The following is a 26,992-nucleotide window of genomic DNA, read 5'->3' as shown; positions in this document are numbered from 1 at the left end:
CATAATTCTATCTTAACAAAAAATATAATTTATAACTTAAATAGCAAAAAAGACAGAATCTGATTCAAAATCAGGCCTGCCTTTTTTGCTGAAACGCATCAATTCTGTGATGTCATTTCTCCTATATATCTGAACTTCCCTCTGCATCTGCCGCATATATACCGTTTTTCATATCCCTTGATGTTTTTGCTGAAATTATATCTGCACCGTCTGCATTCATAAAGGTGACTCCGGCCTTTGTAGGCATAGGTCCTGGTTCTCGAGATTCCAAGACGCCCGAGTGCATTGATGAACGTTTCATCTGAATCCCTGTATGGCAACCCTTTGGCATACAGTGCGTAATGGACGCATTCATGATATAGGACGTCCAGGATTGTTTCCTCCGTGTTATGATATATGAATTCATAGGATATCACTATCTCGTTTTTTACAACTTCATTGCCTCTGTATTTTATTTGAAATGCCCCGAGCCTTGATTTCATGCGTTTGGAAATCCGAATGGGAACACCAAGCCCAATATCAAAATTTTTATTAAGGAATTCATCTGCATGCATTTCAAGTGTACGTAGATCCATTACTTTTCTTCCGCCACTTCGTCGAAGAAGTATTTTTCGAGTCTGATTCTTTTCTTTTTATTAAAATCATAACTTTTCAGTTTTTCCAAATCCTGCAGATATACGTCCAATGAATCTGACAGCATCAAATTCACCGGAGCCTCGTGTTGCGGATCTTTTTCCTGATACAGGACGATAAATTTCCCTTTGGCTTTGGCGTAGCCAATTTCAAAAGCTGTTCCCGGATCAACATGCTTATCTTCATAATCATGGACGGCAACAATTGCATCACACCACTCAACATGTTTGATGTCATTGTTATAAACCGCTTCTCTCCATTCGTCCGAACCATGTTCCAGATGATCCACCTGCTGAAGTCTCGGGGAGAACACTTTAGTGACTGATTCGTTCTCTTCCAAAGCTTTCTCCACTCTTTTCACTCTATGTAACTGTTCCTGATTAAAAAACGGACTTCCTAAATAAATTTTCATCAATTTCACCTCGCCACTTAATATACCAGATTGGACGGCTTTATATAATGACAAAAGCAGTACAGAGATGTCAGCACTGGTGAAGATTTCCTGAAAAACAGATGATATTAAAATGACACCCTTTAAATAATAAGAGTGTCATTTTAATATATATGCTGACTAGAACAATTCTTTCGCAAGTAATCTGTACACTTCAAGCCGCTTCTCCTGGGAGTGCGGTATGCTGCATATCATCGCTTCATCGAAGCCGTACATTTCCTGTTCATCTTTCAGCTGTTTAGCAACTTCTTCCGCCGAACCGACGATGTGGAGATGACGTCTGTCTGCAATCCGCATCTTATCCATCTCTGTGAGCGGATACTCCGCCGCTTCTTCCGGCGTCATGGCCTGGGTGATCTGCCCGCTCATGAGTTTCAGGCTTGCGATGTCCTGCGGCAGCGCCTGAAATTCTGCTTCTTCCTTCGTTTCTGCAGCAGTGACCATGTAACATACATTGATTTCGGGCTTTTCCATTAAAGCAGAAGGCTCGAAATTCTCTTTATATGCATCCAGTATCCCTTTGCTCAAATCTCCATTGAAGAATTGTGCGAATGAATAGCCCGCACCGAGTTTGCCGGTCGCAATAGCACTGTTCCCACTGGAGCCGAGCATCCAGGCTTCCGGCAAAGCGACATTTTCCGGGGTTGCCTTGACTGCACCGTACAATTTACCTTCCGGTGTTTCATCACTTATATACTGCATAGCAATCTGGAATTTCTCATACATATTATCCATCTGCGGCCGTCTGCCTTCAGCTAATGCATAAATACTCTGACCATCTCCGCCCGGTGCCCTTCCGGCACCGAAATCTATCCTCCCCGGTGAAAAGGCACTGAGGGTCTTGAACACTTCGGCCATTTTCAGCGGGGAATAGTGCATCATCATGACTCCGCCTGTTCCGATACGGATGTTTTCTGTCTTTGCCGCCAGTCTTGCCGCTGTGACTTCGGGTGCCGAACTGACGTGTGACGGCAGACTGTGATGTTCCGCCATCCACATTCGGTGATATCCCAGTTCATCGGCAAGTATTGCGAGTTCCTCTGCTTTTTTCAAAGCATCTGCTGCATTATTTCCTTTTGTAACGGGCGCCTGGTCCAGCACACTTAATCTCATCAGATAACATCCTTTTCTTTGTTTATATATCGAGTGACTTTGCGAATTCCTGCTCTCTCTTCAGTTTTTCCGGTGTGACATCATTACCCAGTGGATCGACAACAGTCAATCCTGAAAAGGAATCGAGCACCTGCCCTCTGATCTGTTTCAAATAGTCTTCCCTCAATTGTTTCTGCTCTGCTCTTTCAAAGTCTGTCAGTCCTGTTGTTTTCTGTTTGTTTGCAAGTTCATTAATTCTATCGAGTCCTATAATCATTCTCTATCCTCATTTCTTTAATTATTGAAAAACGTAAATTTTGGCTTCATTATTGCCGGAAATTTCGGTACAATGTACTCCCCAAGTTCCTGAATCACTTCTTCCGCCGGCCTGCTGCTATCCTTCAGTCCGATCATCACATGATTCACTCCCGCATCCTGATAGGCATCAAGATAATCCATCAAAAAGTTACGTCCCGCCCTGAAACCGATCTGGCGCTTTTTGGGGGCTTCACCAGGCCGTTCGGACAAGTCGACGAACAACGGCTGTGCAAATGGTTTGAACATTTCTGTTGCCTGCCGCCATTTCGCAATCAGCTCTTTCTGTCCTTTTAAATCCTGCGGATAAAAGAACCAGCCGTCCATATTCTCAGCCAGCCATTCCAGTGTCTGACTACCGTAGCCAGTACCGAAAACAGGAATATCCGATAACTCCGGCTTCGGTACCACATCTCCGTGCGTCAAATTTACACGTTCTGTCTGGATTTCAGGAAACTCTTCCTTCCATAGTTTTCTCATAACATGAAGGGATTCCCGGAACAGTTCTCCTTTATCATCAATATCTGTTTTGAATGCCGGAAATTCTACCGGACGGTCTCCGCTTGCTGCTCCGAATAAAAACCGGTTCCCTGACAGACTCTCCAATGTCGCTGCGGATTTTGCTGTATGGAGAGGGTTCCTCAAAGTTGTGACAATACTGCCTGTAGCAAGTGCTATCTCATCCGTATGTGCCGCAATGTAAGTCAGGAACATGAACGGATCGTACAAACCGCCAACATCCCCAAAGTCCGGGTCATACAACGGTGCATCTCTTACTGTCAAAGAGGCAAATCCGTAATCCTCGGCACGCCTCGCAAGCTGCACCTGTTTCTCCAGATCCATTTCCGGAAAACTGCCTTTATAGGCTTCCAAAGGAAAGTTCAATCCCAGAGTCATCTTCCCTTCCTTGAAAGTTCTGTTAAAACCTCTATGTGATTCAAACTGCTTCAATACTCTCACCTGATTCCATATTCATTAGACCACCATGTTCTCTTCAACCCAATTTTTCAGGTCAGTGACATGGTTCACAAAACGTTTCGATTCCACCTGCTCGGACAAAGAAGCAATGGTCTCCCGCTTCAATACCGACTTCCAGGAATCCTCAGCCTCTTCCATCAGCTCACCCAGCACACAGCACCGGTCATCCTTCTCAAGTTCCAGTACATCATTCAGTATGCCGCTCGGACTGTAGAGAGACTGCTGCCCTTCGATTGCAACGTAAATATCATATACCCGGATGTCTTCCGGGTTCTTTTTAAGTTTGAATCCACCCTTCACTCCGGGCACGGACGTAATCAGGTCGGCACTTACCAATTTTCTCAAAAGTTTTTGAAAATATGTGGGTGATGCTCCGATCTGTCCGCTGATCACTTCACTGTGCAGCACTGCCTTCTCCGGCAGCATATTCAATAGAAGAACAGCGTATACTGACTGTTCGACACCTGTTTTCATCTGCATATCATTCACCGCTTCTCATTAATCATACATTAAACCGGACAATGATTATCCGAATTATAATTGATTGTATCAGGTTTTTTCTGAGGGAGCAATATCCATGCTTGAATATAGAAACATCCCCGCTCTGACAGCGAGGATGCATAATAATATTCTCTATAATAAAAATCTTGACGTAACAACCATAGGGTGTCACCTCATATGATCATGATGATTCCAATTACTGTAATTTTCGGTCTGTTTATGTTACAGCGCCTCATCGTATGAGATCAATATCTCTTCAAAAAGATTCCAGAATCTCTCCTGATCGACCGATTCCGCAAACAGCGTATTCGGCTCAAGTCCGGTTGTCCCTAGCAGATCCACTGCAGTCATGCCGTAAGTGAATTCCCCTTTAGTTTCAACGCTGACGTTTACACGGCACGTTCCGAACACCTCCGGTTCGAGCAGATACATCGTTGTACATGCATCGTGGATAGGTCCTCCCTCAAAACCGAAATGGTCTTTATAGGCCGCGCCGAAGAATTCCAGCAGTTCGGAGACGAACACCGCAACTTTATTATCCAGTTTATTGAATCTTTCCTGGACAGCACTATCAGCAATCACCTGATGGGTCACATCAAGGCCGAACATAGTAATCGGCACACCGCTTTCAAAAACGACTTGAGCCGCTTCTGCATCCACATAAATATTGAATTCGGCTGCAGGGGACCAGTTCCCGAAAGTGCCGCCGCCCATGAGTACGACTTCTTCTATGTTTTCTTTTATCTCAGGCGCTTTGACTAAAGCCATGGCGATATTTGTAAGCGGTCCTGTCGGTACGAGCGTCACTTTTTCCTTGGAAGATTTTACTGTTTCTATAATGAAATCCACTGCATGCTGATCTTCATGTGTTTTCATGGGTTCAGGCAGTGCCGGGCCGTCCATCCCTGTCTCTCCATGTATTTCAGGGGCAATCTCACTCTGCTTGACCATCGGCCGTTGTGATCCTTTGTAAACCGGCACATCCAGGTCCAGCAGTTCGCAAATTTTTAACGCATTGACGGTGTTCTTCTCCACTGCAACATTACCGGCAACCGTCGTAATTCCCAAAATGTTTAAATGGCTTCTTTTTGAAGCTGCGATGATGATGGCAATCGCATCATCATGCCCTGGATCACAATCCAAAATTACGTTTCTCTTTCCCATAAACGCGCCTCCAAAAATAATAGATTCTTCATCATTTTACCAATCTATGAAAAAAGGACAAAAAAACAGAACCCGGAGGTTCTGATCCATGATTATTGCGGCCCTTCTTCGACGACAGTCTCCACATCTGAAACAATCTCATCCAATTGGAACGATGTATCCCCGGTATCGACACCGGAGTAGTCCTTAAGGATTTTTCCATTCTGATCGATCAGGTAAAAACTGATGCCATGGGTGACCTGGTTACTGCCTTTTGGCGGCGGTGCCACGATTGTCTTGAAATTCTTCTCTGCGAAGTTTCTGATGAAATCATAATCATAGCCATTAAGGAGCTTCCACTCTGTGCCTTCCGGCACATTATAATGTGATAAATACTCACTCATCACTTCAGGCGTATCCGTCTCGGGGTCGACTGTAAAGCTGAGAATGCCGTAATCTTCAATACCTTTTGCTTCCAGTTCATTGACCACCTCTGTCATGTTCGAGGTCATCGGCGGACAGACAGTCGCACAATTTGTAAAGATGAAATCCAGGATCCATACTTTACCTTCCATATCCTCGCGGGTAAATGTCTCACCATTTTCGTCGGTGACTTCAAAATCATTTATTTCATTGCCGTACCTTGACATTACCTCGACGCCGGAGGAATTACATGCAGATAAAATCATGGAAAAAACAACAATACTCAATAAAAGCCTTCTCATCTAACATACCTCCGAAATTATCCTAACCTAACTATATCAAATAAAAAATCACGGACAAGCGCTAAAAATAGCTTTTTGTGAAAACTGTGTGGCACCTGTAAAGCGTTTTATTGACATTCGGAATCTCATGAAATAAGAAGGCAGCCTGATGTATTAGGCTGCCCTCCCGGTTATCTGAAGTTTGCGGTACTCCGCTCATTCACTGCTTTGACTTCCAGTATATTTTCCATTCTTTCCTTCAGCTCTTCAACGTGGGATATGATACCGACCATTTTGCCGCTGGTCTGCAGCTCTATCAGAGTGCTGATTGCCATATCAAGTGTTTCGGGATCCAGTGTACCGAACCCTTCGTCTATCAGCATCGTATCGAGGCTTATGCCGCCTGATTCCTGCTGCAGTGCCTCATTCAATGCCAATGCGAGCGTCAGGGAGGCCTGGAATGTCTCTCCGCCGGAAAGCGATGAGATATGTCTGGCCCGGTTATTGTAAAAGTCGAACACTTCTATATCGAGTCCTGTCTTACGGTTACTTCTGCCTGTACTCCGTCTCAATTCATAACGATGACTGGTCATTTCGAGCAGCCTGACATTGGCGATGTATAGTATGCGATCCAGATAGTACGTCAGCACAAAGCGTTCCAATGATACTTTCTGCTCATTTTTACCGGAGACAGCATTGACGAGCTCCACCAGTTCATTCACTTCACCCAGCTCAGCTTCATGTCTGGATGCGAAATCCGTGATCTTTTCCTTGATCGTTTCATTATGGTGTATTTTTGCAGACAGACGGGCGTTGTCATTCGTACCTGTCTCCACCTCTGATTCAAGTTGGCTCAGTTTTTCCTTTTCTTCTTCCAATGGAATGGTTTCCGCAGATTCAAGGACTCCTTCCAGATCGGTGATCCGGCTTTTCAAAATATCCTTTTGCGTATAGTATGCTTTTATCTGCTGCTCATCACTCTCAATGGCCGTATTTTTAATGACGGCGAGCAATGATTCCCTGTCTCCTGAATCATTGTCTTTTATGAAATCATTGATTACCGGCGTGACTTTGGAGAGGTGTTCCTCTATTTCCGCCAGTTGCTTTTGACTGGATTCCCTGTTCTCCTCCAACCGTGATTTCTGTTCATTGTGATGCTGCTTTTTCCGGTCTGCTTCCTGCTGCTGAATCTCATAGCGGTTTACTTTATCCCGTCTTGTATGGAATTCCCTTTCGAAATCAGCCTGATTTTCAAACTGCGTCTGCGCCTCAAAATCCGCTTTAAGTGATTTCAGCTGTTCCACTGAGTTGGTCACATTATTCAATTGGAGCTTGTTTTCATTGATGCTGCTTTGAAGCTTGCTGACTTCTGCCTCCAGCTGTTTTTTCCTGGCATAGCGCTTATTACCCTCTTCGATTCTCACCTGGAGGTCTGTCTGATGGTCAAGCGCCGCTTTAAGATTTTCTTCGAGCGCTTTGATATCATGCCGTTCCATCGATCCGAGTATGCCCATTATGATACCGAGATTCTTTTTTGCATCATCCAGTTCATTCTTCAGATTCTGCTTTTTCGTCTCCAGCCTTTTGAACTCCGCTTCATCTTCTTCACTCAGATATTCCTGTGTCTCTGGCAGAATGCCCACTGTCTGCTGGCAGACCGGGCAAGGCTGTCCCTCGGCCAGGTGGACAACAAGATGTTCGATGTGGGCCTTATCCTCTGAGGAATACATGCTGCTTACGGATTCACGTTTTTGTGCCGTCTCCGCCTCCGTCTCTTCCAATTTTTTATTAAGTGTATTGATTTCCTTTTGAAGAATATTCTTCTTTTCATCATATTCGGCATTCTTCTTTTCTTTTTCAATCTGCTCCCGGATTTTACCGGATTCAGATTCAGAATATGCTTTTTCATCACGGAGTTTTTCGCTTTCTTCATGATGCCATTCTATACTGTCATTCTCTTTTTGGACTGCTTCAAGTTCTGCCATCCGGTTTTCATTTTCCGCATCCAGGCGTGTCTTCTCTTCTTCTTTTTTGGCAAGGGTGCTATCCAGATCAGCATATCTCGCATCTTCTATGAAGCGTTCTGTCGCATTGATCCATCTCACATTTTTCTTATATACTTCTTTATATTCTTCAAGTCTGTCGAGCGTTTTCTGCAGCGTTTCCCCGGCCGCTTCCATCTCTTTATATTGATGGTCCAGCGTGTTGATCCGCTCTTTCAGAGTCTCTTTCTGTCTGTCCAGATCCTTTTCCGAGCGGAGTTCATATTCTATGGTCCTTACCTTTTTATAATTTTTTACAGCTGTCTCGAGTTCCTCTATCTGCGGTGCGCGTTCTTCATGCTGCTGCAGTTCTTTTTTGGTGAGGAGCAGTTTTTCAACCTGCTGATTATGCCTGTCCTTTGCGTGGATAGTCTCCCTCAGTACATTTGTATTCTCCTTCAGTTTCTCAAGTGCAGCGTCCAGATTTTTCTTTTTGACACCCAGACTGTTCTGGATTTCATCAATTGTTTCAATGCGCCTGCCTGTTGTGGGATATTCTGCACTGATCAGCGCCTCCAAGTCGGAATCTCCGCCTGCACTCAGCGTATTGAACAGTTCTTCAATCCTGCTTTCAACAAGTTCGATGTCTCTGAGTTTCTCTTTTTTCAGCTCATTCAGACGGAGCTCAAAATGTACAAACCGCTCTGTTCTGAATAAAGTCCGGAGTATCTCCTGCTTGCTTTCACTTGAGGAGACGAGCAGGCGTTTGAATTCCCCCTGCGGCAGTATGAGTATCTGTCTGAACTGGTCTGCGTCCAGCTTGATGATGTCGAGCACTTTATTCTTCACGCCATTTATACTGCCTTCCAGCACTTCCCCGTCTTCATTGAATATGACGGCTTTCGGAGGCACCGGCGTCTTCCTGCCCTCCTTCTGATAGCTGAGTGTCCGTTCGATAGTGTATTGCCTGCCTCTTATTTCAAATGTTAGTTTTACGCGGCTTACATCGCCATCCGCTGCGAACTGGCTGCGGACGGAACCCTCCATCCTGTCTGATGTGGACAATGTGCCGTAAAGAGCATATGTGATGGCATCAAAAATCATCGTCTTACCGGATCCCGTCTTGCCGCTGATCAGGAACATGCTGTCTTTTATCGAATCAAAATCGATCGATTCCTCTTCAAACGGACCGAAAAAATGCATCTCCAGTCTAATCGGTTTCATCTGCATCACCTTTGAATAATTTATTGAATAGTCCACTCTGATACTCCGTGAGTTCCGCGCCGTGCACCTGTTTGATGAATGCATCGAAAATCTCACCATCATCGGATTGATTGATATCCACCGTACTCCGATATTTTTCATGTGCTTCAACCACCGGACGCAGCTCCAGCGTATTCGGATAGATCATTTTCAGCTTAGCCATCGGGTCCTTGACGGTTTCAAGGCCTGTGAGTTCAAATTTGAAATATGCATTGTTATCTTCGAATCGCACCGCTTCATTGATGACTTCCTCATAACTGCCTTTGTAATGTACAAGGTCGTATTTGCATTTCGTCGGAACAAAGCGGCATTTATTCCCGTCACCCGTTTCAATCACCCTGAACCCCTTGGGTTGCCTGACCTCGGAGAATGAGTATTTCAATAAAGATCCGCTGTAGAAAATAGTGTCATGCTCAATTGCGAATGGGTGATGCAGATGGCCCAGCAGGACCATCTCAAAATCTTTGAACAAGTCTGCCCCGACCTCTTCCGACAACCCGATGGAAAGCGGACGTTCCGACTCGCTCGCTTTGGCATTGGACATGAACATATGGCCGACAAGTATATTGCGTGCCTCCCGGTCCATGACACCATGTATCTCTTCTGTGATCTTTCTGTATACATCATGATGGGCAACGATCGTATCGTCCTTAAAATACTGCTTTGCTTCAAGTACGTCCATATAAGGAACCATATAAAAATGATGGTCATCGATTATTACCGGCTTCAGGATATCTTCGATGGATGTCCGCATATGGTAATTGCTTTTTTCAAACCAGTAGCTCCCGTAATCCAGCCTGGATCTTGAGTCATGGTTGCCGCTGATGGCAAGTACCGGTACACCGAGCTCAATATTTATTTTGTAAAGATATTCATTGACCAGCCCGAGTGCCGACTGTGATGGATTGCTCCGGTCGAAGACATCTCCGGCAATCACACACAGATCTATTTCCTCTTCCTTTATATAATCAATCAGCTGATCCAGCACATGCATCTGATCGCAAAGCAGGTCGGCACCGTTCAGACGTCTTCCGATATGCCAGTCCGCTGTATGTAGAATTTTCAATATCAACACCTCACTAAAATGATTATACTAGAAAAACCGTCCCCGGGTAAATTTTCGGGGACGGTTCGATTAGGTTCAGTGCAGCTCTCTGATGGATATTATGAGATCATCCAATTTACTTTCCATTCTGTACAGAAGGAAAAATGTGATCACAGCCGGAAATCCAACATCGCTGACCAGTGCAGCCCACTCCATCGTCAGATGAGTTCAGTGACGTTCTGTTCTACGATTTTCGCAGAATGGACAGATACCGGCTTGCCCTGCGTGGGTGCGAGCGCATCAGTGGCGATGATGCGTCCTGCTTCTTCGAGCAGGACCGCTTCGGTAAGGTCATCCGCCGGATTACTGATGTTAAGTGTGAAACGACGGTCTGCATCTGTGTTGAATACAACAACCAATTTTTTAGTCATTCAATCTTCCTCCTTCTAATTTTTCTGCCTACTTGATTACATACACTTCTTCTTTTTCGACTGTCGGATAAAAATCATTGCTCAAATTCTGATAGATATCAGCAAGTGTGTTGATATCCGCGTCCGTCGCATTCGTATCCAGATTCCTTACGGATCTGAAACGGAGCTTCTCTTCCCCTTCGCCATCCACTTCAATGAAGTAGAACTTTGCACTCAGACTCTTGATCATGTACGCCACCTCCTTTCACACCATATATCGACACAAATTGTTAGATGGACAATTATTCTTTAAAATCTTATAATGGCTAGGAGGTGAGCGTATGAACGACATTTTTATGTGGCTGATTGCACTGTGGACATTCATCATGCTGGGACTGATGATCATCGGCGGATATTTCATGTTCAGGAAGTTTCTAAAGCGGATGCCCAAAGAAGATGGTTACAGCGAATTGGACTGGCAGGATCACTATATAGACCGGGCACTCCCAATGTGGCATGCGGAGTCGAAAGAATTATTGAATGAATTGGTTTCCCCTGTACCCGAGCTTTTCAGGGATGTCGCAAAGGAACGGATTGCGGGACGGATATCAAAAATCGCACTGGATGAAGGTGCTAAAACGATTACGCTCGACCATATTATGAAGGGCTACATCATTGCCACTCCGAAACGGGACCATAAGTTCATGAAGAAAAAGCTGAACGAATTGAAGATAGATTACACACCATATGAAGACCTGTTCCAATATGCGGATGATGAGAAGCAGAAATTCTCAATATTCGAGCAGACAGAAAAAATAAGCAGCAGATCAGAGTGAACTGATCTGCTGCTTATTAAATGCCCTCAAATGAATATACATGCTCAACCGCCATATCACTATCATGACGAATGCAAGCAGAAAGAACATGCCCCCGATTTCACCCGGAGAGATACTCATGGATAAAATTGATTTCAGCACTACCCTCAATACCAGCAATGTCACAAGAATCAACGGGAAGAGCTTGGATTGCCTTACGTATAATGCACCTTCCCTCTCCTCATATCTCGTGGTAACCACAAGTATGACGGAGAAGACGGCGCCCATTATGATCGATTCGCCGATTTCTACAGGTGTCAGTCTGAAGTACGGAAATACATACATCAGCGCACCTGTTGACATCATGACCGGCGGAATCAGTATTTTCTTCATCGTCAAAGGTCGTTTTGCCGCCTTCTGCCTTACTACTATTGCACCGATTCCCATGAATACCGCCATGATGGAGGCTGTTATAAATAAAATATTCTCTATATTCATAATCAGAACCCCTGGAAATCCCCAAAGAACGGCTGCAGCCAGATGATGATCTGAGTCAGTCCGTCAAAATACAGCAGGACTCCCATCAGTATCATGAGGATGCCGCCCGCTTTCATGATGATATTAGAGTACTTCAGCATCCAGCGTGTGCGGGATACAAAGAAACTCAAAATGAAGAAGGGCACTGCAAAACCAAGGCAATAGACGATCATTAAAATCAAGGCATTGTCCGGCTCCGTTGCACTCATGGCGAAAATCGCACCGATGATCGGTCCGTTGCAGGGCGACCAGCCCGCAGCAAATGCCATACCGATGAATATGGATCCAAGGAACCCAGAAGGCCTGTTTTTAAACTGTACTTTCCTGTCTTTCATCAGGAAATTGAAGTTCAGCACTCCTGTTATGATCAGACCAAAGACGATTATCAGGATGGATCCCAGCTGTCTTATCAGATTACCATGCTCGATCAGGAACCCGCCTAAAAATGCTGTACCAAAACCGAGTGCAATATATATCAGGCTAAACCCGACGAGGAAGAAAAGTGTATGCAATATCGCTCTTGCATTAAATTTTTGTTTTTCCACTTCATTATAGCTCATCCCTGTTATGTAAGAGACGAAAGCAGGAAACACCGGAAGCACACAGGGCGAGATAAAACTCAGAACACCGGCTCCGAATGCAAGGAGAAACGTTACTTCACTGCCCATGATACTACCCCCATTCATAGTCATTTTATCAGACGTGATGGGGGTTGTTATATAGTTTATGGGAATGTTTTAGAACTTTCTATGACATTTAGCCCTGGCCGTTCTGGAGCTGATACATCCTGTGATAGATTCCACGGCTCCTGATCAGTTCATCATGCGTGCCGCTTTCTGCGATTGAGCCGCGGTTCAGCACTATGATCTGGTCTGCATCCTGGATGGTGGAAAGCCGGTGTGCAATCGCGAGGGTCGTCCTTCCCTTCCTCATTTTTGAAAGTGACTTCTGGATTTCCTCTTCCGTTTCAGAATCGATGTTTGCCGTCGCCTCATCCAGGATCAGTATTTTGGGATCCATGGCCATCGTCCGGGCGAAAGCGATGAGCTGGCGTTCCCCGCTTGAGAACGCACTCCCCTTTTCAATCACTTTATGGCCATAGTCACCGGGCAGCTTTTGAATGAACCGATCCGCCCTGACGAACTTCGCCGCCTCTTTCACCTGCTCGAAAGTCATTGTAGGATGATACAGTTTTATATTCGACTCCACTGTCCCGTAGAAAATGAAAGGATCCTGCAGCACCAGTCCGATCTTCTCCTTCATTTCAAGCTTTGGAATTTCTTTGATGGACTGCCCGTCAATCAGTATCTCGCCTCTTTCAAATTCGTAGAACCGCATGAACAGATTGATGATCGAACTCTTGCCTGAACCAGTATGTCCAACGAGCGCCACCGTCTGGCCCGATTCTGCTGTAAATGAGATATCATTCAGAACATCGACTTTGCCGTCATAACTGAAAGTGACGTTTTTAAACTCCACTTTCCCTTCTGTAATGTCATATGACTCATTTTCATTTTGAACCGGCTCCATCCGCCCGTCATCTATCAGAGCGAACACCCGGCTTGCGGCGACAAGTGCCTGCTGGAAAATATTCAGATTCTGACTGACCTGGTTGATCGGTTCGAAGAAGCGTTCCATGTACTGGATAAAGGCGAATACGACACCTGCTGTCACGCCGCCTTCAAAACTGAGCAGACCAAAATACGATAAAATCAATGCGATTGCCAGCACACTGATCATACTTATGGCCGGCCTGAGCAGAAGTCCGTCAAGCCTTATATTCTTCATATTGAACTGATAATGCGCTTCGTTGATTTCTTCAAATTCACTCCTGAGCCGCTTCTGCTGATTGAAAGCCTGGATGATCTTCATGCCCTCGATGCCCTCTGCCAACTTTGCATTCAAATCACTCAGAAGCTGTCTTGCGTGCGAAAAGAAATTTGCCGAATACCTGCGGTAGACCGCGAGTATCAATACGATGACCGGCATGAATATGAGTGCGAACAGCGCCAGTTTGAAATCCAGGACAAACATCATGACGAAGCTTGAAATCACCATGAAGAAAGCCATGAGGAAGGTCGCAAGCACTCCGATGAACATTTCCACGATCGCTTCTGTATCATTGGTCAGCCTCGATACGACACTGCCGCCGGGCACTTTGTCAAAATAATCCATCCCGAGTCTGCCGATCTTTTCAAATGCATCGATCCTCAGCTGCTGTATGACCCTGAAAGCAAGATACTGGAACAGATATATCTGCATGTACGTCGTAACCGCACCCACCACCTGAACGGCAAAGAATATGATGATGAGCCATGTGATGTCCGATTCAGGAAATACGCCCGGCGTCAGATACTCATCAATGAAGATCATCACGATATAAGGTGTCGCGACACCTGCCACCGTCGAAATGATCAGCATCAGAAAACCAAGAGCAAGAATTTTTTTAAAAGGCAGTACATACCGCAGCAGCCGGATCAGTACCCGTTTCTGATCATGGAAGGTGAGATTGAATGTGTTATCTTCCATTACTCATCCCTCCTTTCAACGAGTGCATCCAGAGAACTTTCAAGTTCTTCACGCAGTGCCTGTGCATTATAGGTATCATGATACCATCCCCGGGATGCCATGAGATCAGCATGCGTTCCACTTTCAATCACCGTGCCGTCCTCCATCACAATAATAAGATCCGCATGGCTGACCGCACTCATACGGTGGGCGGTGATGATGTTCGTTTTGCCTTTTCTCTCCGACTGCATATTGGACAGGATGCGTTCTTCAGTCTCTGCATCCACAGCAGACAGAGAATCATCCAGTATCAATACTTCAGGGTCAATAATCAAAGCCCTGGCAATGGAAATCCGCTGCTTCTGTCCGCCTGAGAGGGAAACACCCCGTTCTCCGACGACTGTATCATAACCTTCGGGAAATCCTTTGATATCCTCATGGATATGGCTGAGCCGTGCCGCTTCAGCGACCGCACCGTCATCCATTTCAGGGTTGCTGAATGCGATGTTATTCCTGATTGTAGTGGAAAACAGGAAATGGTCCTGAGGCACATAGCCGAACTGGCCTCTCAGACTCTTCAGGCTGTAGTCCCTGATAGCGTGTCTGCCGTACATGATATCTTCCGGATTGACCGTGTCGAATTCACGGAGCAGAAGGCGGAGCAAAGCGCTTTTTCCCGAACCTGTCCGTCCCACGATTCCGAGTGTCGTCCCTTTCTCCACCGTAAATCTGACGTCCCTCAGACCATCGGAGTCATCCTCCGGGAAATTGAATGCACCGATATCAAATTTGATGTCCCCCTCCGGCTGATCTTCAATCCTGTGCGCTGCGCCGATCTGGTTGCGTGTCTGCATGATTTCTTCAATCCGGTCATAGGAGGCACGTCCGCGCTGCACGAGGTTGAAGAACCATCCCAGTGCAAGAAGCGGCCAGACCATCATGCCGAGATAGGTAATGAACGTCACCAGCTGTCCGATTGTAATCGAATCATCCAGCACCATCCGCGCGCCAAATAAAATAGCGAGGAAATAGCTTATGCCGATCACCGACATGATTGTAGGATCAAACAATGCATCCACCTTCGAGACTTTCAGATTCTTTTCAACCACTTCATCGCTCAGTCTGCGGAAATCTTCATGGTCGTTCTTTTCATACCCGAACGTTTTGGTCACTTTGATGCCGGCAATGCTTTCCTGCGTCTTATCATTCAGTTTGCTGAAGGCAGCCTGCGCTTTTTTAAATCCGCGGTTCAGCAATGTGCCGTAATAGCTTGTCAGGATCACCATCAGTGGGAGCGGAATCATCGCAATCAGCGTCAGTTCCGGACTGATTGTGACCGCCATCGTGATCAGCACCGCACCGCCGGTGATCAATGAATCCGCAATCGTCAGAATACCCGCACCGGCTGTGGCCTGAACCGCCCTGATGTCATTCGTGGCATGCGCCATCAGATCACCGGTACGCCTTTTCTGGTAGAACGCCGGACTCATCTCGGAATATTTCCTGTACAGCCTGTTTCTCAAAATTCTCCCCAGCCTGTAGCTCGCACCGAAAATCATGATACGCCAGAAATACCTGAAGATATATGTAAGGACTGCAACGCCGATAAGCAGGAAGACATACTGCATCAGAATGCCGCCTGTCAATGTGGATCTTGTGATATGGTCGATGACAAAACCGATTACCTGCGGCGGGACAAGCTCGAGCAGTGCAACCATCACCAGCATGATGATGCCTAAAATATAACTTCTCCATTCTCTTTTGAAAAACCATCCCAGCTTTCCAAATACCTGCATAATACATACCCCCAATGCCCCATTCAGATTAAATTTTACCATATATTCCGAAAAATGAAATAATATATATCTAATCATTTAGTCTGATTTTAATTTTGAAATAACACATAAAAAATACGGCTGCTCTTATAGCAGCCGCATCTATATTTTTCATCATTGAAATTCTTTGCAATTTTCACCCCATATAGCGATAGTATACATTTTTCGCTTCCATCTCATCCATTGTGCCATGTATCAAGGCCCTGCCATCCTTAAAGAGGACAATCCGGAAATTTTCATCCTGGATTGAAAGGAGGTACGGGTTCCATGACAGCTGCAGGTTTTTATTACTCCGCAGGTTTTCTGCCACTTTGCTTAGATTGGCTATACCATGCTGTGGACGAATCTGAACTGTGTCCCGGCCGCACATCACCGTAGTTTTCATCTGATTTCCGTAAGACAGATGGGCATAGATCCTGTTTTCGGAACATGACGAACAATCCGGTTTCTTCAACTTTTCTATTTCCATCTCCATGTGCTCATTTTTCCAAAGGTCGAATGCAATCAATTTTCCGGATATTTGTGCTCTGTTCCCTGTTAAAAGTTTCATTGCTTCGGTGACCTGATAAGATACAACATGTTGCACTACCGGCTGGATTACCCCTACGCTATCGCATGTGGCACCGGAGGCAGGCAGGTATCCCTGCAGGCATTGAAGGCAGGGCGTCTGACCCGGTATTATTGTAAAAGTCATTCCATAACTGGCTACACAGGCACCGTATATCCACGGCACCTCGAATTTTTGTGAAATGTCATTCACCAGCATCCTGATATCAAAATTATCAGTCGCATCGATTATCAAATCAATGGCCGGCGCAAGTTCCGATAACAGGTCTGCCCCTGCATCCGCTATGATCGCTTCCACTTCGACCATACTATTGATATCATTCAACCGATTCTTGGCTCCGATTGCCTTTGGCAGCTTTTCATAAGCATCCTGTTCACTGAATAATTGCTGGCGCTGAAGATTGCTTTCTTCAACATAATCACGGTCGATAAGCGTTAGCTTTCCAATGCCTGCCCGTACTAAAGCCTCGGCACTGCCGGATCCCAAAGCACCGGCACCAACAATAAGCACGTGACTCTCCATCAACCTGTCCTGTCCGGTTTCACCAATAGGTTCAAACAATGTCTGACGGTGGTAACGGTTAGTTCCTGACACTGATACCTTCCTCCGGACTGCTTGCCACAGCGTAATCTTTTTTGGGAATCCTGCCCGCTTCGTATCCAAACCTGCCTGCATGGACAGCAAGTTTCATCGCTTCAGCCATCTTCACCGGATCTTCTGCACCAGATACTGCAGTATTGAGCAGGACACCGTCAGCCCCAAGTTCCATGGCATAAGCTGCATCAGCAGGAGAACCAATCCCCGCATCAACCAGGACAGGAACATTCGACTGTTCAATGATGAATGAAAGATTCAACGGATTAATAACCCCCTGGCCGCTGCCTATCGGAGAGGCACCGGGCATGATGGCATGGGCACCCGCTTCTTCCAGCTTCCTTGCGAGCACAACATCATCCGACGTATAAGGCAGGACAGTAAATCCTTGTTTCAACAGTTCTTCAGTTGCCTTTAAAGTTTCCACAGGATCCGGAAGCAAAGTTCTGTCACAGCCGATTACTTCTACTTTAATCATGTCACATCTCCCGGAAGCGGCAGCCAATCTGGCAATCCTCACAGCTTCTTCAGCGTTTTTCGCTCCGGCGGTATTCGGCAGGAATGTATATTTTTCAGGATCGATCTTTTCCAAGAAGTTTGGTAAGGATGGGTCAAATATGTTCATCCTTCTCACAGAGAAAGTGAGTACTTCTGTTTGTGATTGCTCCACAGCCTGCTTTTGAATATCATAATCCGGGTATTTCCCCGTTCCTAGAAATAAGCGCGATTCAAATTGATATTGTCCAATTTTTAACATAATTATCCTCCTCCGACAAAATGTACAATTTCCAGTGTATCTCCATTTTCAAGCATTACCTGACGATAGTGTTCCTTCTGCAGTATGTCCTGGTTGTGTTCTATGATAAGCGGCTTCTCTGCCAGCCCAAGGTGCTCAAGTAACATGGTGACGCTACTCACTTCATCACCCAGTTCCATGCTGTTTCCGTTAATGACTAAATTCATCTTCATCCACCTCCCTTGCCAATAAATTCCTTCACACGTCCTGCATTAAAACTTTCATAATAGGATGGATCCACCCGCTTTCCCGTGAGCAGGTCTGCCATATAGATCCCTGTAATCGGTGAAAGCAATATCCCATTGCGGTAATGGCCGACCGACATATATAAACCTGAAACATCAGGCACCGCTCCCAAATATGGTTTACCATCAGAAGTTCCCGGTCGAATTCCGGCCCATAATCTGTTTATTCCTGCTTTCGATAACTCCGGCACCATAAGGAATGCTTTTTTCAAAAGCATCGAAACAGCCTCGGCACTGATTTCCTTATCAGTCCGACCCGGCAGGGAGGAGGCGCCTACAAGCACTTTTCCTGCCTGTTTCGGTACCAGATAACAGCTGTCAGATGAAACTGTCGCCTGAATGACCGGGGTGTCCAGTTCCAGCTCCAGGCATTCGCCTTTTACAGGTATAGTTGAAGCGGTTTCCGGGAGCAATCCGGAGCTGAATGCACCTGTTGCAATAACAACCTGATCTGCATGGTAAGTATCATGGATCGTGCTTACACCATATATTTCGCCATCCGTCACTAGTAAATTAACCACTCTTTCATTTTCGTGAATGACTGCCCCACGATTTTGAGCCGCTTTAAAAAATGCTTTGCTTAAGTCTGGTGCAGATACCTGTCCGTCATCCGGCATATAGACTGCACTTGCCACCTCAGACGTAACAGCGGGTTCCAACTCCAGAACTTCTGCACGTGAAAGAATATATGCAGGATTACCCATACTTTTCTGAAACGCCTCGATTTCCTCCAATTGCCGATTTTGCTGCTGATCAAATGAAAGTTTTAAAATTCCTTTATGGACATAATGAATATCAATATCAGTTTCTGAAATAAGTTCATCAGACAATTCTTTGAATAAACGTCTGCTATCCTGGGCAAATCGGAATAGCGGACCTTCTTCAGTAAATTCATTTTGTGCCCCCAGCATGCCTGCAGCAGAATTAGATGCTTCACACCCTGTCGTGCTGCTTTCCAAAACCAATACCCGATATCCCCTTTTGGACAGCTGATATGCAATTGAACATCCAATCACACCACCGCCCACGATAATCTGGTCAAACATTTTTATCATCTCTCGATTATCCCTTCCTTCAGAACTTTTCTATAATCCCTGACTGCTTTCACCGGATCATCTGCCTGCCAGACGCCGGACATTACCGCAATACCTTCAGCGCCTGCATTGATTACAGCCTCAGCCCGTTCCGGTGTTATGCCGCCAATCGCTATTACCGGGAGAGATATGTAATCAATAATAGATTTTAATTCGTACACACCCTTTGGTGTTTTCCCAACTTTTGACCGGCTTTCAAAAATGTGTCCATACACTAGAAAATCAATATCCTTTGCATTTGCTTTCTTCGCTTCTTCCAATGAGTGTATGGATTGTCCAATCATTATTTCCGGAAAGCTTTTTCTTACTAGTGTACTCGGCGCACTGTGATAGGCCAATTGGATACCTGCACATTTTTTCATCACCGAAATATCAATCCGGTCATTTATAATCACTTTGTGCAGGGGTATATTTCCCTTTTCCAGCACATTAATAATTTCAACCAGCTCTCCAGCAGACTTTTTCTTTTCACGCAGATGGAAATAATCGATTTCACCGTGAATTTTCATTAAGATATTCAAATGCTGTTTTGAAAAATTACCATCACTGATAAGATGCAGCTGTCCATTCATCCAATTACTCCTTTTTTCTGCGTTGATTGAAAAGAACACTAAAAAAGCCACTCACCCGTAAGGATAAGTGGCTTTGAAAATATATTCGTCTTTACATAAATTATATTCAGCAAATTTCACCACTTCCCTACGCTGGTGTTATCCAGATCAGGTTCCAAGGGTCCGAAAATCGTCTCAGCCAGAAGGCTCCCCCAGTGCTCATCTATTTAATTTTCTAGTTTCAGAATATCATACATCGAAAGACTTTCAAAGGTATACCGCTTTATTTTATTAAAAGTTCGGAAAATAAATTATATTTCAAATTAGTGTTGACTTTGACATTTTTCCTGTTTATAGTGATAAACAACAATTAAATATTCGATACACTTTCTTATCCAGAGAAGTCGAGGGACTGGCCCTATGACGCTTCGGCAACAGGCATATAAAGTACTGTGCTAATTCCAGTAGCATCACGCTAGAAGATAAGAGGAGACTTTAATATATACATTGCCCTCTTCTTTCTCAAAAGCAGAGGGCATTTTAAATTCCCGAATATCTTCCGGCTATTAATATCAATACCATCAGGAGGCGAAAGAAATGAGCAAAAGAAGTTTAAAGGAACGTCTGGAACAAGGTACCGTCATTGTTGGTGAAGGTTATTTATTCGAATTGGAGCGAAGGGGCTATCTTCAGGCAGGTTCATTTGTACCGGAAGTGGCACTTGAAAATCCGGAAGCATTGAAACAGGTCTACCGTGATTATATGAATGCGGGATCCGATGTGGTGCTTGCCTTCACATACAATGCACACCGTGAAAAGATGAGGATCATCGGCAAAGAGGATCTTCTTGAACCATTGAACAGAAATGCAATCAAATTGGCGAAAGAAGTCGCAAAAGAACATCCGTCAGAAGAAGCGCTGGTCGCCGGCAATATTTCAAACACTAATATATTCAATCCTGATGATCCTGCCTCTAAAGAAAAGGTAAGGTCCATATTCAATGAGATGGTTTCATGGTGTAAAGATGAAGGCGTGGACTATATCAATGGAGAAACATACTATTATCATGAAGAGGCATTAATCGCTCTGGAGGAAATCAAAAAATATGATCTGCCTGCTGTCATCACCCTCGGGCTGATGGGTGAAAACATCTTGCGTGATGGATATACCGTAGAGGAATCCTGCAAAATCCTCGAGGAGAATGGTGCACTGGTTGTCGGCATGAACTGCTTCAGGGGGCCGGATACTATGCAGCCCTATCTGGAAAAAATACGTAAAAATACTACAGGATATGTCGGGGCTTTGCCTTTGCCTTATCGTACAACTGAAGAAAATCCAACATTCTTCAATCTGCCGGACGGCGGATGCAGCTGCCATCTTCCAACGGACACAACGTTCCCTACAGCACTCGATCCACTGTATCACAACAGGTATGAGCTTGCGGAGTGGGCAAAAGAAGCACATGATTCAGGAATCAATTACATCGGACTTTGCTGCGGTGCTTCACCCGCCATGCTTCGTGCTGTCGCAGAAGCAGTCGGATTGGAGACGGTCAATTCCAAATATTCACCGGACATGCATAAGCATTTCCTGTTTGGAAAGGATGAAACACTGCAGGAACATATCACTGAATATAAAACGAAGGCGTAAACAAGAAGACAAACCCCTATCAAAAGGGTTTGTCTTCTTTTCATACTGTTAGTCATATCTATTAATAAACCAAACTCGCTCCCGGTCCCGTCGATATACCCATCATGTACCATATGATAAAGAATATTGACCATACGATAATGAAAATGACGGAATACGGCAGCATGAGGGACACGACGGTACCAATACCATTCTCTTTACCGTAGCGCTGCGCGAATGCAACGATCAGCGGAAAGAACGGCATAAGCGGAGAAATGATATTCGTCGACGAATCCCCTATTCTGTAAGCTGTCTGAGTCACTTCCGGTGCTATTCCGAGCTGCATGAACATCGGGACGAATACCGGTGCCATTATCGCCCATTTGGCTGAATCCGCAGCCATGAACAGATTTACGACTGCTGTGATGAATATCAATGCCGTCAGCACTGTTACACCGCTTAGATTCATCGCTTCCAGCAGAGAAGCGCCGTTGACTGCGATGATTGTTCCCAGGTTCGTATAATTGAAAAATGCAACGAACTGCGCGGCAAAGAAAATCAACACGATGAATCCCGACATTGTACTCAAAGAGTCTGTCATCAGTTCTGCGATGTCTTTGTCATTTCTGATCTCTTTGGTGACCGCGCCATATACTACACCCGGCACAAGGAAGACGAGCATCATGATGAAGATGATACTGTCGATGAACGGAGAGTTTATGATGCTTTTGTCCTCACCCTGAAGCGGCGCACCGGGGATCAAAACGAGAAGTCCGACTCCGAGGATGACAGCGATAGCTGAAATGTTCGCCCACAGAAGCCCTTTTCTCTCCAATGTACTGATGCCATTGCCATCTGATCCTTCAAGGCTCCCCTCATAAGAACCGAGTCTCGGCTCAACCAATTTATCCGTAATCAGTGTACCGAGTATTACAATGATGAATGTGGAGGCAAACATGAAGAACCAGTTATCCGTTGCAAGCACTGTATACCCCGGGTCGATCAGGTGTGAAGCTTCTGTTGAAATACCACTCAGCAGTGGATCATTCGTCCCCAATACCAGATTGGCAGAGTAACCGCCGGAGACACCTGCAAATGCTGCCGCAAGTCCTGCGAGCGGATGGCGTCTGAACCCTAAAAATATGATTGCGCCAAGCGGAACCAGTACGACATAGCCCACTGATGCTGCCGCATTGGACAGGACACCCATGAGCACGACAATCGGAGTGACGAGTTTTGAAGGTGCCCGGGTGACTGTATTTGTCATGAACGCACTGATATAGCCGCTTTTTTCAGCGATTCCCACACCAAGCATAGCAACCAGTACGGGACCAAGTGCAACGAAAGTCGTGAAATTCTCCACCACACTCGTGAACATATAGGCGATGCCGTCCGGCACAAGCAGGCTGATCGCCTCCACCGTAATCATCTCACGTTCCATCGTTTCATTATTGACGCCGTTATAAGTCACGCTGACATCCATCATGTAGAGGATATGCGAAAGAACGACAACAGCCAAAGTGAAAAGTGCAAAAATGGTCACCGGATGCGGGAGTTTATTCCCTGTATTTTCTATCCAATTCAGGATTTTCACCATTCTATTATTCTTTTTCATAACATTGCTCCCATTTTAATTACTATTATTAACTATACGATAAAATATAACTAAAAAGACAATAAACTGATAGTATATAAATTCAGTAGGAATGTAAACACTTCTGCATAAAAATAGTCCAAAGACTGTAAAAGCCTTTGGACAAAGTTATCGTTATTCTACAAATGAAACATTTTCAATTCGAATGTTTCCGACTGGATCAAGTTCTACAACACGTACGGCACTGCTTGAATCGACGTCTCCTGCAATTTGTATGCCGCCTGTTTCAAGCTCGGCCATGCGTGCACCGTTCTCTGGAATTACACGGAAAGTGACTGTTTCGAAGCTGCGGTCTCCACCCTGGAAATCATCGAATTTCTCAAGAACAGTCTCTTCACCTGAAGTTCTCGATTGCAGCATCAGATGATTCGTCCCGTCACTTTGTGAACCGATGACTCCCCCGGTGTATTCAGAAATCTGTTCCGCAACATCCTCATACTCAGAACCGCCTTCAGCACGCAGTTCGTAATATTCGTCAGCAGTCATCTCAACACCTGCTTCATCGAGTGCCGCCTGATAATCCTGATCGATCAGCTCTTTGCTCATGATTCCTGCCGTATTATGGGCAAGATGACTTGGAAGTGGTGCGAACGGAAATTCTGTATGTAGATTGACTTCGTAATCCCCGACCACTTCGACCTCATCGATCATTTCGAAAAGGAAGGCAACTTCCGATGCAACTGCCGTATCCCGGACCCGGTCAAGTGTCGCTTTGACATCTTCTGCCGTGAACTCAGAACCGTTGTGGAATGTTGTCCCTTCTCTCAGTTTCATATTCCAAACATCGTCTTCAGCTGCTTCCCACTCTTCAGCAAGTCCCGGAGCAAGCGCCATGTCTGATTCCTGGAACACTAAGGTCTCGTAAATATTCCTTCTGACCTGTGCTGAAGCTGAATCATTACTGCCATGCGGATCCAACGTGACCACATCATCCATCATCGCAATGTTCAGATCTTTGCCTCCGCCGTCTCCAGTTGCATTTTCATCAGATCCTTCTTCTCCCCCCGTACTCTCTTCGACATCGCTGTCCACTGATGAATCATCAGTACAAGCAGCAAGTGCCAGTGTCAGTACAAGAACAAAGAAAAGTATAAAATACTTCTTGTTCATTTCATATCCCCCTCCTGAATGTTTATGCTCAATCAATTAATATTTTGAAAAATGGTAATGTTTCCAAAATTTATAATTTTATTTCATCTATAAACATTTTAAATGAAAAAACACTTCGTCACATCGGTAACAAAGTGTTTAAGAAATAAATATTTATTCAAAATTACAGCAGATTCTAAAAAAATAAACCTCCCTGCTTCTGCAGAGAGGTTCCATTTCTATTTCTTCGCGGCTTTAGCGCGGTTTTTTGCATCTTTAGAATCCGTTTGCTTATTCATCATTGTCATCATCTGATTAATCTTCTTCTGGGAAGGTTTTTGTCCCATCTGCATCATCATCATTCTGAGCATGTCTTCATTAATAGGCGGGTTCTTTTCAAGATAGTCCATCATATACTTTCTCGCAATAAAGAATCCCAGTGCAACGCCACCGATGAGTGCAACTGTAACAATAATTATCCAAATCCAAGTAGCCAAACTGCTCACCTCTTTCTTCGTAGACCATTATAAAGTTTACATTAAAAACAGGTGTTTTTCAACAAGTTATTTGTCTAATACAGTTTGCAGTACTCTCTCGACCGTAAAGCCGTATTTCTCAATGACAAGATCTCCAGGAGCGCTGGCACCATATGTGTCAATCGTGTGAAGCTTGCCGTTCAGGCCTACAAAACGATGCCAGCCAAGGCCCGCTGCCATCTCGACCGCTGTCCTGTTTTCAATATGAGGATTAAGAACACTGTCAATGTATTCTTTATCCTGATTGAAGAACTGCTGCATGTTCGGAATGGATGCAACTTTGACATTTATCCCCTGTGTTTTAAGCTGTTTGGCCACATTTACAGCGAGTGGCACTTCACTTCCGGATGCGAACAGAATCGCTTCGTCACCTTCATCATAGGCGATATATCCACCTTTCTTAACGCCCTCTTCCACTTTTTCATAAGGTACGTCTATCGCTTCAACATCCTGGCGTGTCAGGACGAGCGCAGTTGGAGCATCTTCCGCTTCCATTGCCACTTTCCATGCAGCGCGTGTTTCATTGCCGTCTGCCGGACGGATCGTATTCAGTTTCGGAATCGCACGGAGTCCTGCAAGCTGTTCCACCGGCTCATGGGTCGGGCCGTCCTCGCCGACTGCGATGGAGTCATGTGTAAATACAAATGTCACAGGAAGTTTCATCAATGCACTCAGACGCAGTGCCGGCTTCAGATAGTCACTGAATACGAAGAACGTTCCACCGTACGGACGGACACCCCCGTGGGCTGCCATGCCGTTCAGAGCCGCAGCCATTCCAAATTCACGTACACCGAACCATACATTGCGCCCTTCCGGTGTCTCTTTGGAGAAATCCGCTTCTTCTTTGACATTGGTTTTATTACTGCTCGCAAGGTCAGCTGCACCACCGAAAAGCGTCGGCACTGTTTCTGACAGCACCTGTATCATATCGCTTGAAGTGGCGCGTGTTGCTTTTTTCTCGCCCGCCTCATAGTACGGAAGATTCTTATCATAATCTTCTGCAAGTCTTCCGTTGATTGCATCATCGAACTCTTTATAGAGGTCGGGATGCGCGGATTGATAGTCTTCGAGAACTTTATTCCACTCTGCCTCTTTGGCATTGCCGCGCATTTTCAATGTTTCGCTGAAGCGGTCGTATACAGACGGATCCACTTCAAATGTTTTTTCCGGATCAAATCCGTAATATTCAAATGCCGCTTTTCTTTCATCTGCGCCTAGCGGTGCACCGTGCGAGGCACTCTTGCCCTGCTTGTTCGGGGAACCGTAGCCGATGATTGTCTTCACTTCGATCATCGCAGGTTTATCTGAAGCCTTCGCTTCAGTAATCGCCTTATCGATTTCCTCTACATCATTGCCGTCTTCGACTCTGATATAATGCCAATTATAGCTTTCGTAACGTTTTTGGATATCTTCGGAGAAACTCATATCAAGGTCTCCGTCAAGGGAGATATCATTGGAATCGTACAATACAATCAATTTATCCAGTCCGACATGCCCCGCAAGAGAAGATGCTTCATGAGAGATGCCTTCCATAAGGTCACCGTCGCTCGCAATGACATAAGTGTAATGGTCGATAACGTCCATACCTTCACGGTTGTACCTTGCAGCCAAATGCTTTTCAGCCATCGCCATACCCACACTCATTGCAAGCCCCTGACCAAGCGGCCCTGTAGTAATTTCCACTCCGTCTGTATGCTTGAATTCTGGATGTCCAGGTGTCTTGGATTCATATTGCCTGAATTCTTTCAGCTCTTCGATTTCAAGTGCACCCGAGAGATGCAGCAGACTGTAGATGAGCATGGAACCATGTCCCGCACTCAGTACAAAACGGTCCCTGTCGAACCATTTTACAGAATTCGGATTGAAATTAAGATGACGGCTCCAAAGCGTATACGCCATCGGCGCAGCCCCCATCGGCAGGCCTGGGTGACCGGAATTCGCTTTTTCTATAGCATCGATGGAAAGTGTCCTGATAGTATTGATTGCCAACTGATCTGTTTTATCAAAAGTCATTGCACAAGCTC

General features: G+C 45.3%; 28 protein-coding genes and 2 riboswitches. Of the genes, 2 read left to right on the top strand and 26 right to left on the bottom strand.

Going from position 1 to position 26,992, the window contains the following annotated elements; all coding sequences use genetic code 11:
* Positions 1–98: 98 nt before the first annotated feature.
* The 13 genes from BM271_RS02445 to BM271_RS02385 form a co-directional block, all read right to left on the bottom strand.
* A complete protein-coding gene (locus BM271_RS02445; RefSeq protein ID WP_046790054.1) occupies positions 99–575 on the bottom strand; it encodes a SprT-like domain-containing protein in 477 nt (158 codons plus the stop codon).
* A complete protein-coding gene (locus BM271_RS02440; protein WP_046790053.1) occupies positions 575–1,045 on the bottom strand; it encodes a nucleoside 2-deoxyribosyltransferase in 471 nt (156 codons plus the stop codon). The genes BM271_RS02445 and BM271_RS02440 overlap by 1 nt, the downstream gene beginning before the upstream one ends.
* A 159-nt stretch (positions 1,046–1,204) precedes the next feature.
* Entirely contained in the window at positions 1,205–2,197 is a 993-nt protein-coding gene (locus tag BM271_RS02435; RefSeq protein WP_046790052.1) for an LLM class flavin-dependent oxidoreductase, read from the bottom strand.
* 22 nt (positions 2,198–2,219) lie between these two features.
* Positions 2,220–2,453, bottom strand: coding sequence for a DUF896 domain-containing protein (locus BM271_RS02430; RefSeq protein WP_046790051.1), 234 nt, complete (start codon positions 2,451–2,453; stop codon positions 2,220–2,222).
* A gap of 17 nt (positions 2,454–2,470) precedes the next feature.
* Positions 2,471–3,442 (bottom strand): LLM class oxidoreductase, encoded by a 972-nt coding sequence (locus BM271_RS02425; protein WP_046790050.1) that lies wholly within the window; start codon positions 3,440–3,442, stop codon positions 2,471–2,473.
* Positions 3,443–3,466: 24 nt separating this feature from the next.
* The gene (locus BM271_RS02420) at positions 3,467–3,949 is read right to left on the bottom strand and encodes an RrF2 family transcriptional regulator (protein ID WP_046790049.1); all 483 of its coding nucleotides are present in this window, start codon (positions 3,947–3,949) and stop codon (positions 3,467–3,469) included.
* Between the two features lie 243 nt (positions 3,950–4,192).
* Positions 4,193–5,134 carry a nucleoside hydrolase gene (locus tag BM271_RS02415; protein WP_046790048.1) on the bottom strand — a complete coding sequence of 314 codons (942 nt, stop codon included), beginning with the start codon at positions 5,132–5,134 and terminating at the stop codon, positions 4,193–4,195.
* Positions 5,135–5,226: 92 nt separating this feature from the next.
* The gene (locus BM271_RS02410) at positions 5,227–5,838 is read right to left on the bottom strand and encodes an SCO family protein (RefSeq protein ID WP_046790047.1); all 612 of its coding nucleotides are present in this window, start codon (positions 5,836–5,838) and stop codon (positions 5,227–5,229) included.
* A gap of 170 nt (positions 5,839–6,008) precedes the next feature.
* Complete coding sequence (locus BM271_RS02405) at positions 6,009–9,023, bottom strand: AAA family ATPase (protein WP_046790046.1); 3,015 nt, start codon at positions 9,021–9,023, stop codon at positions 6,009–6,011.
* Positions 9,010–10,137 carry an exonuclease SbcCD subunit D gene (locus BM271_RS02400; protein ID WP_234960374.1) on the bottom strand — a complete coding sequence of 376 codons (1,128 nt, stop codon included), beginning with the start codon at positions 10,135–10,137 and terminating at the stop codon, positions 9,010–9,012. The genes BM271_RS02405 and BM271_RS02400 overlap by 14 nt, the downstream gene beginning before the upstream one ends.
* Positions 10,138–10,203: 66 nt before the next feature.
* Positions 10,204–10,323: a YvrJ family protein gene (locus tag BM271_RS02395; protein ID WP_074924526.1), complete on the bottom strand. Its 120-nt coding sequence runs from the start codon at positions 10,321–10,323 to the stop codon at positions 10,204–10,206.
* Between the two features lie 2 nt (positions 10,324–10,325).
* Positions 10,326–10,538, bottom strand: a complete 213-nt coding sequence (locus BM271_RS02390) for a DUF2922 domain-containing protein (protein ID WP_046790044.1) — start codon at positions 10,536–10,538, stop codon at positions 10,326–10,328.
* A gap of 28 nt (positions 10,539–10,566) precedes the next feature.
* Positions 10,567–10,767 carry a DUF1659 domain-containing protein gene (locus BM271_RS02385; RefSeq protein ID WP_046790043.1) on the bottom strand — a complete coding sequence of 67 codons (201 nt, stop codon included), beginning with the start codon at positions 10,765–10,767 and terminating at the stop codon, positions 10,567–10,569.
* Positions 10,768–10,858: 91 nt separating this feature from the next.
* Between BM271_RS02385 and BM271_RS02380 the strand changes: the two genes are divergently transcribed.
* Complete coding sequence (locus BM271_RS02380) at positions 10,859–11,353, top strand: DUF2621 domain-containing protein (protein WP_046790042.1); 495 nt, start codon at positions 10,859–10,861, stop codon at positions 11,351–11,353.
* Here the strand turns inward: BM271_RS02380 and BM271_RS02375 are convergent.
* From BM271_RS02375 to BM271_RS02335, 9 genes are all read right to left on the bottom strand, one after another.
* Complete coding sequence (locus tag BM271_RS02375) at positions 11,345–11,830, bottom strand: CcdC family protein (protein ID WP_046790041.1); 486 nt, start codon at positions 11,828–11,830, stop codon at positions 11,345–11,347. The genes BM271_RS02380 and BM271_RS02375 overlap by 9 nt on opposite strands.
* A 2-nt stretch (positions 11,831–11,832) precedes the next feature.
* Entirely contained in the window at positions 11,833–12,537 is a 705-nt protein-coding gene (locus BM271_RS02370; protein ID WP_046790040.1) for a cytochrome c biogenesis CcdA family protein, read from the bottom strand.
* A gap of 88 nt (positions 12,538–12,625) precedes the next feature.
* Positions 12,626–14,398 carry an ABC transporter ATP-binding protein gene (locus BM271_RS02365; RefSeq protein WP_046790039.1) on the bottom strand — a complete coding sequence of 591 codons (1,773 nt, stop codon included), beginning with the start codon at positions 14,396–14,398 and terminating at the stop codon, positions 12,626–12,628.
* Complete coding sequence (locus tag BM271_RS02360; RefSeq protein ID WP_046790038.1) at positions 14,398–16,173, bottom strand: ABC transporter transmembrane domain-containing protein; 1,776 nt, start codon at positions 16,171–16,173, stop codon at positions 14,398–14,400. Before BM271_RS02360 ends, BM271_RS02365 begins: the two co-directional genes overlap by 1 nt.
* A 175-nt stretch (positions 16,174–16,348) precedes the next feature.
* Positions 16,349–17,374, bottom strand: coding sequence for a ThiF family adenylyltransferase (locus BM271_RS02355; protein WP_046790037.1), 1,026 nt, complete (start codon positions 17,372–17,374; stop codon positions 16,349–16,351).
* The gene (locus BM271_RS02350) at positions 17,361–18,131 is read right to left on the bottom strand and encodes a thiazole synthase (protein ID WP_074924525.1); all 771 of its coding nucleotides are present in this window, start codon (positions 18,129–18,131) and stop codon (positions 17,361–17,363) included. Before BM271_RS02350 ends, BM271_RS02355 begins: the two co-directional genes overlap by 14 nt.
* Positions 18,132–18,133: 2 nt before the next feature.
* Positions 18,134–18,337 (bottom strand): sulfur carrier protein ThiS, encoded by a 204-nt coding sequence (gene thiS, locus BM271_RS02345; RefSeq protein WP_046790035.1) that lies wholly within the window; start codon positions 18,335–18,337, stop codon positions 18,134–18,136.
* 2 nt (positions 18,338–18,339) lie between these two features.
* Positions 18,340–19,461 (bottom strand): glycine oxidase ThiO, encoded by a 1,122-nt coding sequence (gene thiO, locus BM271_RS02340; RefSeq protein ID WP_158462226.1) that lies wholly within the window; start codon positions 19,459–19,461, stop codon positions 18,340–18,342.
* A 5-nt stretch (positions 19,462–19,466) separates the two neighbouring features.
* The gene (locus BM271_RS02335) at positions 19,467–20,081 is read right to left on the bottom strand and encodes a thiamine phosphate synthase (protein WP_046790033.1); all 615 of its coding nucleotides are present in this window, start codon (positions 20,079–20,081) and stop codon (positions 19,467–19,469) included.
* Positions 20,082–20,188: 107 nt separating this feature from the next.
* Positions 20,189–20,284: riboswitch (TPP riboswitch) on the bottom strand.
* A 164-nt stretch (positions 20,285–20,448) separates the two neighbouring features.
* Positions 20,449–20,549, top strand: a riboswitch (SAM riboswitch).
* Between the two features lie 108 nt (positions 20,550–20,657).
* On the opposite strand from BM271_RS02335, the gene BM271_RS02330 reads away from it, so the two are divergent.
* Positions 20,658–21,710, top strand: coding sequence for a homocysteine S-methyltransferase family protein (locus tag BM271_RS02330; protein WP_046790032.1), 1,053 nt, complete (start codon positions 20,658–20,660; stop codon positions 21,708–21,710).
* Between the two features lie 61 nt (positions 21,711–21,771).
* Here the strand turns inward: BM271_RS02330 and BM271_RS02325 are convergent, their stop codons facing one another.
* The 4 genes from BM271_RS02325 to tkt form a co-directional block, all read right to left on the bottom strand.
* Complete coding sequence (locus BM271_RS02325) at positions 21,772–23,304, bottom strand: AbgT family transporter (RefSeq protein WP_046790031.1); 1,533 nt, start codon at positions 23,302–23,304, stop codon at positions 21,772–21,774.
* Between the two features lie 153 nt (positions 23,305–23,457).
* On the bottom strand, positions 23,458–24,453 hold the full coding sequence (locus BM271_RS02320) for an ABC transporter substrate-binding protein (RefSeq protein ID WP_234960373.1): 996 nt from the start codon (positions 24,451–24,453) through the stop codon (positions 23,458–23,460).
* 218 nt (positions 24,454–24,671) lie between these two features.
* The gene (locus BM271_RS02315) at positions 24,672–24,929 is read right to left on the bottom strand and encodes a YneF family protein (RefSeq protein ID WP_046790030.1); all 258 of its coding nucleotides are present in this window, start codon (positions 24,927–24,929) and stop codon (positions 24,672–24,674) included.
* 66 nt (positions 24,930–24,995) lie between these two features.
* A complete protein-coding gene (gene tkt, locus BM271_RS02310) occupies positions 24,996–26,981 on the bottom strand; it encodes a transketolase (RefSeq protein ID WP_046790029.1) in 1,986 nt (661 codons plus the stop codon).
* Between the last annotated feature and the right edge of the window lie 11 nt (positions 26,982–26,992).

The organism is Salinicoccus halodurans, from assembly GCF_900114445.1.
In the GTDB taxonomy this organism is placed as follows: Bacteria; Bacillota; Bacilli; order Staphylococcales; family Salinicoccaceae; genus Salinicoccus; species Salinicoccus halodurans.
The sequence above is the reverse complement of the archived record's forward strand: the minus strand, read 5'-3'. Positions and strand labels throughout refer to the sequence as shown.